Origin of the sequence: Amycolatopsis thermophila, from assembly GCF_030814215.1 — a bacterium.
GTDB classification, from domain to species: Bacteria; Actinomycetota; Actinomycetes; order Mycobacteriales; family Pseudonocardiaceae; genus Amycolatopsis_E; species Amycolatopsis_E thermophila.
The window spans coordinates 3,241,074-3,253,872 of sequence record NZ_JAUSUT010000001.1 but is presented as its reverse complement, the minus strand read 5'-3'; the positions used below and the strand labels follow the sequence as shown (position 1 = coordinate 3,253,872).

The 12,799-nt window shown below is 71.9% G+C and carries 11 protein-coding genes; 5 read left to right on the top strand and 6 right to left on the bottom strand.

Annotated features, from left to right (window positions below; genetic code table 11):
• Positions 1-355 precede the first annotated feature (355 nt).
• Genes FB470_RS16155 through FB470_RS16145 form a run of 3 tightly spaced genes read left to right on the top strand, consistent with a single transcriptional unit; the run spans position 356 to position 3,007 of the window.
• Entirely contained in the window at positions 356-1,375 is a 1,020-nt protein-coding gene (locus FB470_RS16155) for a FecCD family ABC transporter permease (RefSeq protein ID WP_306992435.1), read from the top strand.
• Positions 1,376-1,395: 20 nt separating this feature from the next.
• Positions 1,396-2,379 carry an ABC transporter substrate-binding protein gene (locus tag FB470_RS16150; protein ID WP_306992434.1) on the top strand — a complete coding sequence of 328 codons (984 nt, stop codon included), beginning with the start codon at positions 1,396-1,398 and terminating at the stop codon, positions 2,377-2,379.
• A gap of 10 nt (positions 2,380-2,389) precedes the next feature.
• On the top strand, positions 2,390-3,007 hold the full coding sequence (locus tag FB470_RS16145; protein WP_306992432.1) for an MBL fold metallo-hydrolase: 618 nt from the start codon (positions 2,390-2,392) through the stop codon (positions 3,005-3,007).
• Positions 3,008-3,854: 847 nt separating this feature from the next.
• On the opposite strand, the gene FB470_RS16140 is transcribed toward FB470_RS16145, so the two are convergent.
• A complete protein-coding gene (locus FB470_RS16140; protein WP_306992431.1) occupies positions 3,855-4,304 on the bottom strand; it encodes a DUF309 domain-containing protein in 450 nt (149 codons plus the stop codon).
• A 30-nt stretch (positions 4,305-4,334) separates the two neighbouring features.
• Here FB470_RS16140 and guaB1 point away from each other — a divergent pair, with 30 nt between their 5' ends.
• Complete coding sequence (guaB1, locus tag FB470_RS16135; RefSeq protein ID WP_306992429.1) at positions 4,335-5,774, top strand: GMP reductase; 1,440 nt, start codon at positions 4,335-4,337, stop codon at positions 5,772-5,774.
• Positions 5,775-5,816: 42 nt separating this feature from the next.
• On the opposite strand, the gene FB470_RS16130 is transcribed toward guaB1, so the two are convergent.
• Both FB470_RS16130 and FB470_RS16125 read right to left on the bottom strand, forming a co-directional pair.
• Positions 5,817-7,211 carry a PhoH family protein gene (locus tag FB470_RS16130; protein ID WP_306992427.1) on the bottom strand — a complete coding sequence of 465 codons (1,395 nt, stop codon included), beginning with the start codon at positions 7,209-7,211 and terminating at the stop codon, positions 5,817-5,819.
• Positions 7,212-7,548: 337 nt separating this feature from the next.
• Complete coding sequence (locus tag FB470_RS16125) at positions 7,549-8,325, bottom strand: isoprenyl transferase (RefSeq protein WP_306992426.1); 777 nt, start codon at positions 8,323-8,325, stop codon at positions 7,549-7,551.
• Between the two features lie 89 nt (positions 8,326-8,414).
• Here FB470_RS16125 and trhA point away from each other — a divergent pair, with 89 nt between their 5' ends.
• Positions 8,415-9,086: a PAQR family membrane homeostasis protein TrhA gene (gene trhA, locus FB470_RS16120; RefSeq protein WP_306992424.1), complete on the top strand. Its 672-nt coding sequence runs from the start codon at positions 8,415-8,417 to the stop codon at positions 9,084-9,086.
• Here the strand turns inward: trhA and FB470_RS16115 are convergent.
• The 3 genes from FB470_RS16115 to FB470_RS16105 form a co-directional block, all read right to left on the bottom strand.
• Positions 9,053-10,021 (bottom strand): glycoside hydrolase family 113, encoded by a 969-nt coding sequence (locus FB470_RS16115; protein ID WP_306992422.1) that lies wholly within the window; start codon positions 10,019-10,021, stop codon positions 9,053-9,055. The genes trhA and FB470_RS16115 overlap by 34 nt on opposite strands.
• Before the next feature lie 250 nt (positions 10,022-10,271).
• Positions 10,272-12,161 (bottom strand): acyl-CoA dehydrogenase family protein, encoded by a 1,890-nt coding sequence (locus FB470_RS16110; RefSeq protein ID WP_306992420.1) that lies wholly within the window; start codon positions 12,159-12,161, stop codon positions 10,272-10,274.
• Between the two features lie 42 nt (positions 12,162-12,203).
• On the bottom strand, positions 12,204-12,770 hold the full coding sequence (locus FB470_RS16105; protein WP_306992418.1) for a hypothetical protein: 567 nt from the start codon (positions 12,768-12,770) through the stop codon (positions 12,204-12,206).
• Between the last annotated feature and the right edge of the window lie 29 nt (positions 12,771-12,799).

The window sequence follows — 12,799 nt, the reverse complement described above, 5'->3', positions numbered from 1 at the left end:
CGGCCGCTCGTGACGTCTCCGCTCGCACCCGCGGTGGTGCCCCGGGCACCCGGAACGACGTGGCAGTCCGGATCGCCACAGTCGGCCCGACCGCGATCGCACAAGTTGGCCCCGCTGCCGTCGGCACTAGCGTCCCGGGCCCGCACACCCGCCCGCTCGGCGAGCGCCGTCCGGCAGCACGACCGCAGCACGACATGACCGCCTGCCCCCACCCTCTCCGCAACAGGGCGGGCAGCCACCCGCGAACGCGCACCACCTCCCCCGACGCGCCACACAACACCGCAGCCGCCCCCACCCACGACAACCCCCCGGCCACACCCACCGCCACCAGCCGCACCCGCGGAGGCCCCCGCCCATGACCGCGTCCCTCCTCGTGCGGTGCAACGCCCGCACGGCCACCGTCTGCCTCGTCGCGCTCCTCGCGCTGCTCGTGGTCACCGCGGTCGGCGTGACGATCGGCGAATACCCCATCGCGCTGGGGCAGCTGCCCGAGCTGCTCGCCGGTGGTGGGGCACGCATCGACCGGCACATCCTGTTCGATCTGCGCGTTCCGCGGGCCGTCACGGGCTGTCTCGCCGGCGCGTGCCTGGCCATGGCGGGCGCACTCACGCAGACCATTTCGCGCAATCCGCTCGCCACCCCGGACATCCTCGGCGTCACCGGGGGCGCCTCCGCGGCCGCCGTGACCGTGATCGTCTTCGGCGGCGGCGCCTACAGCCTCACCAGCGGCTTCACCACACTCGGGGTGCCCGCCGCCGCGCTCGTCGGCGGGTTGGTCGCCGCCGTCGCGGTCTACGGGTTCTCCTGGCGGCACGGCGTGGACGGCTTCCGGCTGATCCTCGTCGGCATCGGGTGCGGCGCCGTCCTGACCGCGCTCACCGGCTGGATGCTGATCCTGGCCAGCATCAACAGCGCCGCGCAGGCCACGGTCTGGCTCGTCGGCTCGATCAGCGCCGTCAGCTGGGACCAGGCCATCCCCCTGCTGGTGCTCGCCGCGCTGCTGATCCCGGCCGCGCTCACGCTGCCTCGCACGCTCGCCGTGACCCAGCTCGGCGACGACGCCGCCGCCGGCCTCGGCGTTCGCATCCAGTCCGCGCGCCTGGGCACCATCGCGGTGGCCGTCGGGCTGACCGGGGCCGCCGTCGCCGCCGCCGGGCCGGTCGGGTTCGTCGCGCTGGTGACGCCGCAGATCATGCTCCGCCTCGCCGGCGGCTCCCGGCCCCCGCTGGTCGCGTCCGCGCTCGGCGGCGCCCTGCTCGTCCAGGCCACCGACCTGCTGGGCCGGACCGCCTTCAGCTGGGAGGTCCCGGTCGGGCTGATCACCGCCGCGATCGGTGCCCCCTACCTCATCTGGCTTCTCCTCCGACGACGTTGACCGCCGAAGAAAGGTGCCCCATGACGACCTCCCGCCGGACGTTCCTCACCGGCAGCCTGGCTGTGGCCGCGACCGGCCTCCTCGCCGCATGCGGCTCGAGCGGATCGGACACCGCCACCGCCGGCGGTGCGTGGACGTTCACCGACGACCTCGGCACGAAGGTGGACCTCGACGCCAAGCCGGCCCGCATCGCCGGCCTCACCGACGCCATCGCCTCGCTGTGGAACTACGGCATCACCCCGGCCGCCGCATTCGGCTACACCGCCATGGCCGACGACGTCAACTTCCGCGGCCGCGACCTCAGCGGCGTCAAGGAGGTCGGCCGCACCTACGGCGAGATCGACATCGAGGCGCTGGCCGCGGCCAAGCCGGACCTGATCCTCACCCACGCCTACCCCGTCGACAGCGCGGGCACGATCGACAAGGCGCAGCCGCTGTACGGGTTCAAGGACATCACCCAGCAGCACGCGGTCGCCGAGATCGCGCCGATCATCGCGCTGAAGATGGCCGGTTCGGCCACGAACGTCGTGGACCGCACCGTCGACCTCGTCCGCGCCCTGGGCGGCGAGCCACCCGCGACCGCCGAGCAGGACTACGACGCCGCCCGCGACCGGCTGAAAACCGCCGCCGCCAAGGGACTGACCGTGATGGCTATCGCCGCCTATCCCGGCGACGGTGTCTACATCGCCAAGGCCGGCGACGACCCGGCGCTGCGCAGCTACACCGAACTGGGCCTGACCTACCCGGACCCGGGTGGCTCCAAGTACTACTGGGAGCAGGTGAGCTGGGAAAACATCGGCAAGTACGCCACCGACGTCGTGCTGTACTCGCTGCGCGCGATGGACAAGGACACCCTCCTGCAGCAGCCCACCTTCGCGCGGATGCCGGCGGCTGCGGCCGGGCAGGTGTTCCCGTGGGAGTTCTCCTCGATGGATTACGTCGCCCAGGCGCGGACGCTCAACAACCTGGCGGCGAACCTGGAGGCGTCCCGCAAGGTCGTCTAAGTTCACGGACATGGCGGCAAGCGTGCGCAACGTGGTCACCTCGGGCGTCTTCGAGCTCGACGGCGGCCGGTGGGAAGTGGACAACAACGTGTGGCTGGTCGGCGACGACACCGAGGTCCTGGTGATCGACGCCGCCCACGACGCGGCCGCGATCGCCGAGGCGGTCGGCGGTGCGCGGGTGACGGCGATCGTCTGTACGCACGCCCACAACGATCACGTCAACGCCGCGCCGGAACTGGCCGCGCGGGTGGGTGCGCCGGTGCTGCTGCACCCGGACGACCGGGTGGTGTGGGACCTCACCCACCCGGACCGCGCCCCGGACGGCGAACTGGCCGACGGGCAGGTGCTCGAGGTGGCCGGCACGGCACTGACGGTGCTGCACACGCCGGGGCACGCACCCGGCGCCGTGTGCCTGCACGCGCCGGAGCTGGGGATCGTCTTCACCGGCGACACGCTCTTCAACGGCGGCCCCGGCGCGACGGGCCGGTCCTTCTCGGACTACCCGACGATCGTCCGCTCGATCCGGGAGAAGCTCTTCGCGCTGCCCGACGAAACGACGGTCCACACCGGCCACGGCGACTCGACGACGATCGGCGCGGAGAAGGCGGGTTCCGCAGGCTGGGACTGACCTTCGCCGCCGGCCCGCTCCCGCCCAGCGCTGCAGAACCTGGCGCGACCGCGCTCCGGCACACGGCGGGAGCCGGCCACACCTGGCTGCACCCGGTTACGCGGGCGGCGAGTTGGCGGGGCGACGTCAGCCGCGTGGCGGAGAGCCTCTCCGAGCTGCGAGCCGCCACCCCGGCCGCGTGGTCACCCACCGCGGCAGCATCGGCAACACCTGGCGACACGCCAGGCGGCGGGTCGGCGAGGTCAGCCCCGGGCCTGGTGAGCCCCCCCATCAGCGAGCCGCCCACCCCGGCCGGGTGATCCTGCGTCGCGGCAGCATCGGCAACGAGCGGGGCGCCAAGCCGTGAGGCCAGGGCGGTGAGCCGCCCACCCACGCGGCGACCACCCCTCCACCACAGCGAGCCCGCCACCCACAACGACGAGCGAATCGCCAGGCGAGCAAGGCCACGCGAGCCGACTAGCTCAACGGCGGCCCATGAACCCTCCGAGCAGCGACCCGCCCACCCACGCGGCGACCACCCCTCCACCACAGCGAGCCCGCCACCCACGACGACGAGCGGGTCGCCAGACGGGTGGGGCCACGCGAGCCGACTAGCTCAACGGCGGGCCATGAAACCTCCGAGCAGCGAGCCGCCCACCCACGCGGCGACCACCCCTCCACCACAGCGAGCCCGCCACCCACGACGACGAGCGGGTCGCCAGAGGGTGGGGCCAGGCAAGGCGGCCAGGTCGGCCGCGGGGCCATGAGCCCCACCACCAGCGAGTCGCCCACCCTCGCGGCGACCACCCCTCCACGGCAGTAACTCGCCCGGCCACCGCGACAGCGGGTCGCTGAGCCGGTGAGCGACCTACGTCAGCCGCGGGGCCGTGAGCCCCTCTGGGGCCTCTGCCCCTGAGCGCGCCCACGACACCAGGCCCGCCACGTCGATGCCGTACGGCGCCTCCGCCGTGAACGGCTCGATCGCCGAAGCGCCGCGCGTCAGCAGTGACGATGCGCCCTTCGCGTTGCCGCGCGCGGCGTGCGTCAGCCCGACCGCCAGTTGCGCCAGGCCCTTCCACAGCGCGCGGTCCGGCCCGTCGGACGACTTCCACGCGTCCTCGAACACTTCGTGCGCGTGGAAGGGCCGTCCGGCGTCCAGCAGGCTCTGCGCCTCCGCCACGGTCTCCGCCGGCGTGCGCACCACGCCCTCCGGCTGGCGGGACACCCCAGCCGCCCCGTACGGCAGCGGCCGTCCCAGCCCGTCGCGCGGGCGGGCGTTTCGCGGGCGTCCCTCGGCGTCGCGGTCCCGATCGGCCATGGGCCCGATTGTGCCGTAGTCTGAGAACTCGTGCGTTTTCTCGATGGCCACGGGCCCGCTCACGACCTCACCTACGACGACGTCTTCCTCGTGCCCAACCGCTCGGCCGTGGAATCGCGCTTCGACGTCGACCTGTCCACCGTCGACGGCACCGGCGCGACGATCCCCGTCGTCGTCGCCAACATGACCGCCGTCGCGGGGCGGCGGATGGCCGAGACCGTCGCCCGGCGCGGCGGGCTCGTCGTCCTCCCCCAGGACGTCGACCCGGCCGCCGTCGCCGACATCGTCGCCTGGGTCAAGAGCCGCCACACCACCTGGGACACCCCGCTCGTCCTGACCGGCGGTGACGCCGTCGCCGACGCCCTCAACCTCATCGGCAAGCGCGCCCACGGCGCCGTCGTCGTGGTGGACGAGCACGGCCGCCCGCGCGGCATCGTCGACGAGGCCGCCTGCACGGGAGTCGACCGCTTCGCGCGCGTCTCCGAGGTCGCGTTCGAACCGCCCGTCACCTGCCCGCTCGACACGCCCTCGCGCGAGGTCTTCGAACGCCTGCACGCCGCCGGCGCCCACGCCGCGCTCGGGGTCGACGCCGATGGCAAGCTCGCCGGCATCCTCACCCAGACCGCGGCGCTGCGGGCCGGCATCTACACGCCGGCCACCGACGACCAGGGCAACCTGCGCGTCGCCGCCGCGGTCGGCATCAACGGGGACGTCGCGGCGAAGGCCGAGTCGCTGCTGGCCGCCGGCATCGACACGCTCGTGGTCGACACCGCCCACGGCCACCAGGAGAAGATGCTCGCCGCGCTGAAGGCCGTCCGCTCGGTCTCGCCCGCGGTGCCGGTCGTGGCGGGCAACGTCGTCACCGCCGAGGGCACCCGCGACCTCATCGAGGCGGGCGCCGACGTGGTCAAGGTCGGCGTCGGCCCGGGTGCGATGTGCACCACGCGGATGATGACCGGCGTGGGCCGCCCGCAGTTCTCCGCCGTCCTGGAGTGCGCGAAGGCGGCCCGCGAACTGGGCAAGCACGTGTGGGCCGACGGCGGTGTGCGGCACCCGCGCGACGTCGCGCTGGCGCTGGCCGCGGGCGCGTCCGCCGCGATGGTCGGCTCGTGGTTCGCCGGCACCCACGAAAGCCCCGGCGACCTGCGTTACGACGAGCACGGCCGCCCGTACAAGGAGTCGTTCGGCATGGCGTCGAAGCGGGCCGTGGGCGCCCGCACGCGCACCGACAACGTCTTCGACCGGGCGCGCAAGGCCCTCTTCGAAGAGGGCATCTCGTCGTCGCGGATGCTGCTCGACCCGCAGCGCCCCGGTGTGGAGGACCTGATCGACGAGATCTGCTCGGGCGTCCGCTCCGCCTTCACCTACGCCGGCGCGCGGGACATCGAGGACTTCCACGCCCGCGCGGTGCTGGGGATCCAGTCCGCCGCCGGGTTCGCCGAAGGCCGGCCGCTGCCCGCGGGCTGGTGACAGCGGGGCCGCCTCCGCGCCCGGAGGCGGCCCCACCGGCCGCTATCCGTGATCCTCCAGCATCTCGGTGACCAGCGCGGCGATCGGCGACCGCTCGCTGCGGGTCAGGGTGACGTGCGCGAAGAGCGGGTGGCCCTTCAGCTTCTCGATCACCGCCGACACGCCGTCGTGGCGCCCGACGCGCAGGTTGTCGCGCTGCGCCACGTCGTGCGTGAGCACCACGCGGGACGCCGCGCCCAGGCGGGACAACACGGTCAGCAGCACGTTGCGCTCCAGCGACTGCGCCTCGTCGACGATCACGAACGAGTCGTGCAGCGAGCGGCCGCGGATGTGCGTCAGCGGCAGCACCTCGAGCATGCCGCGGTCGAACACCTCGTCCAGCACTTCCTGGCTGACCAGGGCGCCGAGGGTGTCGAACACCGCCTGCGCCCACGGCTGCATCTTCTCCGACTCCGACCCCGGCAGGTAGCCGAGGTCCTGGCCGCCGACGGCGTAGACCGGCCGGAACACGACCACCTTGCGGTGTTCGCGGCGTTCCAGCACCGACTCCAGGCCGGCGCACAGCGCGAGCGCGGACTTACCGGTGCCGGCGCGGCCGCCGAGCGAGACGATGCCGATGTCCGGGTCGAGCAGCAGGTCCAGCGCGATCCGCTGCTCGGCGGAACGACCGTGCAGCCCGAACGCCTCCCGGTCGCCCCGCACCAGCTGCACCTTCTTCGCCGCCGTCAACCGGCCCAGTGCGCTGGAGCTGCCGGAACCGGCGACCAGCCGCAGACCCGTGTGGCACGGTGATTCACCGACCTCCGGCAGACCGAACTCGGCCAGGTCCACGACACCGTCGCGGAACAGCGCGTCGACCGCCTCCTGCGGGACCTCCACGTCGGCCATCCCCGTCCAGCCGGACGGCGTGACCTCCAGCGCGCGGTACTCGTCGGCGTCCAGGCCGACCGCACCGGCCTTGACGCGCAGCGGGATGTCCTTGGTGACCAGCGTGACCGTGGTCCGCTCGACCTTCAGGTTGAGGGCGCAGGCCAGGATCCGGTGATCGTTGGAGTCGGTGCGGAACCCGGGCGGCAGCACCGTCGGGTCCGAGTGGTTGAGTTCGACGTGCAGGGTGCCGCCCGCGTCACCGATCGGGATCGGCGAGTCCAGGCGGCCGTGCTTGAGCCGCAGGTCGTCGAGCTGGCGCAGGGATTCCCGTGCGAACCAGCCCAGTTCGGGGTGATGCCGTTTCGCCTCCAGTTCACTGATCACCACCAACGGCAGGACCACGGCGTGCTCGGCGAATCTCGTGATGGCCCACGGGTCGGCCAGCAGGACCGAGGTGTCCAGGACGTAGGTGTGCTGCCCTGGAACGGGACTCGGGGGTTCTGCGGTGCCCTCCGCGGAATTCGATGAGCGGCCGGAGGCCTTACGGGGCGAACGCTGCGTAGTCACGACGGCATCTCCCTCGTGGACGTGGCACCACGCCCACACTCGCTGGGCCGGGCACCACCCTGGCTGGTCCGCTCGGTGCTGACGCTCTCGCGTCAGCGAGCAGGGCCACGAGGGCCGGGTGCCGGCCCCCTCGTGGGTATCGCGAACGGCTCACGCGCCGTCTGCTCTACAACCGCCACTACCAGGGCCTCCCGTGATGGTCCGCAAGGTCACGAGCCATCACTTCGGAAGTTACCTGCGATCGCGGTTTCGTGCAGGCAGCCAGGCAGGTGATTCACCAGGTTGTCATCTCACCGTCGGTAGAGGAAAGATCAGCGAATCGTCACCGGGTGTGTTGTCAAGTACCGAAACGGCGGTGCCGCCACGCGTAGTCACGGAGCGCGCGCAGGAAATCGACACGGCGGAAGGCGGGCCAGTACGCCTCGGTGAACCAGAACTCGGAGTGCGCGGACTGCCACAGCAGGAATCCGGACAGCCGCTGCTCGCCGGAGGTGCGGATGATGAGGTCCGGGTCCGGCTGGCCGGAGGTGTAGAGGTGCTCGGAGATGTGGTCGACGTCGAGGATCTTGGCCAGCTCGCGGATCGGCGTGCCCTCGTCGGCGTGGTGGAGCAGCAGCTTCTTGACCGCGTCGGCGATCTCCTGGCGGCCGCCGTAGCCGACCGCGACGTTGACCTCCATGCCGGTGCGCTTCTCGGTGCTGGCCGCGGCCGACTGCAGGCGCTTGGCGATCGGCTCGGGCAGCAGCTCCAGCGCGCCGACGACCCGGATGCGCCACGAGTTGGCCGCCTGCGCCAGCTCGTCGACGACGTCGGCGATGATCTCCAGCAGCGGTTCGAGCTCCTCGGTGGCGCGGCTGAGGTTGTCCGTGGACAGCAGCCACATCGTCACGACCTCGACGTCGGCCTCGCGGCACCAGGTGAGGAAGTCCGCGATCTTGCGCGCTCCCGCGCGGTGCCCGTCGGAGACGTCGGTGAAGCCGGCTTCCCGCGCCCACCTGCGGTTGCCGTCCAGCATGATCGCGATGTGCCGCGGGTGCTTGCCGGCCGCCTGCTGGATCAGACGACGGCTGTAGATGCCGTAGACAAGCTTGGACCCGAAGGAGCGAAGACTCACGTCCAACCAATGTACGCAGGGTCTCCGAGCGGCGTGGGCCGGGCCACGGTTGACTGGCGAAGAACCTACGTCGCCGTAACCTGGTTGGTGTGACCGTTGAGACCGAACCCCCGAGCTTCGTCGACACCCGGCCCCGGCTCCGCGGCCATATCCACTTCTGGACGTTCTTCAGCGCGCTCGCCTGCGTGACGACGCTGGTCGTCCTCGCCGGGACCACGGCGTCCGGCCTGGCCGCGCTGGCCACATCCGTGTACGGGCTGACCGTGCTAGGCGTGTTCGGGGTCAGCGCGCTGTACCACCGGCGGATCTGGAGCCCGCGCGCCTACCAGTGGATGAAGCGCGCCGACCACTCGATGATCTTCCTGTTCATCGCCGGCACGTACACCCCGTTCACGCTGCTGGCCATGTCGAAGCCCACCGGGTACGTCGTGCTGGGCGTGGTCTGGGGCGGCGCGCTGGCCGGAGTGGCGCTGAAGATGCTGTGGCCGGGCGCGCCGCGCTGGCTCGGCGTGCCGATCTACGTGGCGCTCGGCTGGGTGGCGATCTTCGTGCTGCCCGAGCTGGCCACGCACGCCGGGGTGGCCGCGCTGGTGCTGCTGCTGGTCGGCGGCCTGTTCTACACCATCGGCGCCGTCTTCTACGCGGTGAAGTGGCCGAACTACTGGCCCGAAACCTTCGGGTACCACGAGTTCTTCCACGCGTGCACCGTGCTGGCCGCGATCTCGCACTACATCGCGGTCTGGCTGGCGCTGTACGCCTGAGCCATGGCGTGGAAGACCGCCTTCGGGCGGAGGCCGGCGTCGGTCAGCTTCACCACCCCGTAGGAGGCCAGGTCGAGGTCCCGCGCGGGATCCGCCCGGTGGGGCAGGCCGTAGCCGGCGAACGTGAACCAGAATGCGCCGTCCAGGCCCTCGGCTTCGAAATCGGCCAGCAGTTCTGTGAAGTAGCGGGCCTGTTCGTCCTCGTCGCGCTCGTAGCCGGGGGCGAGCCGCCCGGTGGCGCGGTCGGCGATCGTCCAGCCGGTGGCGCCCCGGTCGGCCGCGCCGCGGAAGGTGCAGCACCCGAACTCGGTCGCAACGACCGGTTTGCCGTGCGCGGTGTAGGTCCGCAGCAGCTCCTCGCGGAAGGTGCGGGCGTTGTCTGCCGAGCGGTACGCGTCCACGGAAACGATGTCGAAGTGCGCCCAGTCGACCGGTTCCCACGACCCGGCGGCGTAGGTGACCGGACCGCCGAACCGCGCCCGGACCGCCGCGGCGGCCTGCCCGAGGAAGTCGGCGAACTCCGCCGGTCCGGCCGCCGGGACGAGCGAGGACATCCGCGTCCGCAAGTCGTCGCCGCCGAAGAAGCCCCGGTTGAACAGGCTGATCTCGCCCCCGGCGACGAACACCACCTCCGCCCCCGTGCCGCGCAGCCGCTCGGCGCGCACGGCAGCGTCGGCGAGCATCGTGAGCAGCTGCGGGCGGGGCAGTTCGCAGGGGAAGGGCGAGAACCAGACCTCGAGGCCGGAATCGGCGGCGATGGCGGCGGCTTCCTCGATCCGCCCGGGGATGTCGCCGGTCACGCGAACCGCCGAACAATGCAGGTCCTCGGCGATCATCCGCATCTCGCGGCGCACTTCTGTGAGGTCCCAGTCCCGGCGGGAGGTCGTGCCGAGCGGGCTGACCCCGGTGTCGTAGTTGATGCCGCGGCGGCGCATCACCTCACCACCGCCATCTGGCGCTCCATCGATCTCACCGCGATCTCAGCGCCAGGACGGTCACGTTGACCAGCAGGATCACGGCGGCCAGTGCGTTGAGCCGGCCGCGCCAGGCTCTGCAGTGCGGGGTTCCTCATACCCTCGATCGTGGCCGCCGCGCCGGGCCGGTGATCATGCCGAACATCCGGTCCTGGGCATGACATTTGTCAGCCTGGGCACGTGGCGCTCGGCACCGCCAAGCAGAAGCGGCTCAACGCAGCATCGCGGGGCGGAGGAACGGCTCCGGCACCGCGAAGCCGTCCACCAGCAGCCGCGCGTGGGGGCGCAGCTCGGCGCACAGGTCGTTCACCGCGGCCACCACCGCCTTCGACCGGGCGGACGTCAGACGGCCGTGCTCGAGGAACCACGCGCGGTCCTCTTCGACGTTCGACAGCACGTACAGGTCGCACACCCGGTTCAGCAGGGCACGCGCCTCGTCGTCGGCGCACCGGTCGATGGCGGCGACGAACGCCTCCAGCACGATCCGGTCGACGTGCACGCGGGCCGACCGCAGCACGTGGTCCTGCGCGTCGTTGAACACCTCGAACGGGTCCGCCTCGGCCGCCCGGCGCAGCCGGCGCGCGCAGCCCTCCAGCACGTGCTGCTCGCGGTCCTCGAACAGCTTCACCTGCCAGCCGCGGTCGAACAGCACGCCGTCGTCGTCGCGGCCGGGTGCGGCGTCGACCAGCCGCTCGATCGCCTTGCGCGCCGCCGTCCGCTCGATCACCGCGCCGACGAACTGCTCGGCCACGAACTTGGCGGTGCCCAGCGGGCTCAGGTCCGCGAAGTGGTCGCGGTAGCTGGTCAGCAGTCCCTTCGCGACCAGCTGCAGCAGCACCGTGTTGTCGCCCTCGAAGGTGGTGAACACGTCGGTGTCGGCCTTCAGCGCGGGCAACAGGTTCTCCGACAGGTATCCCGCGCCACCGCACGCTTCCCGCGCCATCTGGATGGTCCGGGTCGCGTTCCACGTCGCGATCGCCTTGATCCCGGCCGCCCGCGATTCCAGCTCCCGCTGCGCCCGCTCCTCGGCGTCGTCCGAGCTCTGGATGTCGTGCAGCGTCCGGACGAGTTCCTCCTGCGCGAAGTGCAGCGCGTAGGTGCGCGCGATCGCCGGCAGCAGTTTCCGTTGGTGGACGCGGTAATCCAGCAGCAGCGTCTCCCCGGAGGCGTCGGGACGGCCGAACTGCCTGCGCTTCTCCGCGTACCGCGTCGCCACTGCCAGCGCCCGCTGGGTGGCGTGGATCGCGCCGCCGGCGACGCTGATCCGCCCGCGGATCAACGTGCCGAGCATCGTGAAGAACCGCCGGTTGTCGCTCTCGATCGGGCTCGTGTAGGTGCCGTCCTCGGTGACGTCGCCGTAGCGGTTGAGCAGCGCGTCCCGCGGCACGCGCACCGCGTGGAACGTCAGCCGCCCGTTGTCGACGCCGTTCAGCCCGGCCTTGCGCCCGTCGTCGCCGATCTCGACACCGGGCACCGGTGTGCCGGTCTCGTCCCGGATCGGCACCATGAACGCGTGCACGCCACGGCTTTCGCCACCCGTGACGAGCTGCGCGAACACCACGGCCATCCGCCCGTGCCGGGCGGCGTTGCCGATGTAGTCCTTGCGCGCCTGCTCGTCGGGGGTGTCGATGACGAACTCGCGGGTGGCCGGGTCGTAGGTCGCCGTCGTGCGCAGGTGCTGCACGTCCGACCCGTGCCCGGTCTCGGTCATCGCGAAGCAGCCGAGCAGGTCCAGGTCCATGATCCGGGCCAGGTAGTGCTCGTGGTGCACGGCGGTGCCGAGCAGCTGGACGGCGCCGCCGAACAGGCCCCACTGCACGCCCGACTTCACCATCAGCGACAGGTCGCCGAAGCCGAGCATCTCGAACGACACGACCGAACCGCCGATGTCGTCACCGCCGCCGTACTCACGGGAGAAGCCGAGCCGGTGCCAGCCGCTCTTGGCCAGCTCGCGCAGGCGCTCCAGCACCCACGCCCGGTACTCCTCGGTGCCCAGGTCGTCGGGCTCGGCGAAGCTGTGGTCGGCGAACTGCGCGCGAATGTCCCGGCGCAGCTGGGCCCAGTGCCCATCCAGTACCGCGGTCAACGCATCGGAGTTCATGTTCCTACTCTGGCGTAACTTCCACCGTCCCGCACGGTGAACTCAGGCCAGATCCGGCCCCTCCCGGCGCAGTTCGTCGACCTTCGACATCGCCTCGCGCAGCTCGCCCAGCCACTCCTCGGCGTGCTGCCCGACGAGCCGGACGGCCCAGGCCAGTGCGTCCGAACGGGACCGCGCGACGCCCGCGTCGACGAGCGTGTCGAGCACCATCCGTTCGGGCTGGCGCAGGCGGGTCATCACCGGCACCGACTGCGTGGTGAACAACTCCTCCGTGCCGCCCAGCCGCGCGCCCCAGGACACCTTGCGCTGGTACCGATGCTCGGCCTGTCGCGCGATCTCGATGCGCTGCTCGCGGGTCTCCTCGCGGAACCGGCTGATGCGGCCGGATTCGGCGGCGGCGCGGGCGGCGTCGTCGTCGAAATCTTCGGTCAGCGCCGGCAGCTCGCCGACGATCAGGATCTCCTCGCGGTCGACGGTGATGTCCGGTGCGCCGGTGAACCAGCCGTCCGGGAGCCGCCCGGCGAACCAGCCCGCCGCGTCCTCGGCGGAGGGCACCTCAGCCTGCCCGCGGCCCTTCCAGCCCCGTCCCCACTGTGCGTGTGTGCGCATGTCTCTCGCCTCCGGCGATGATTACATGA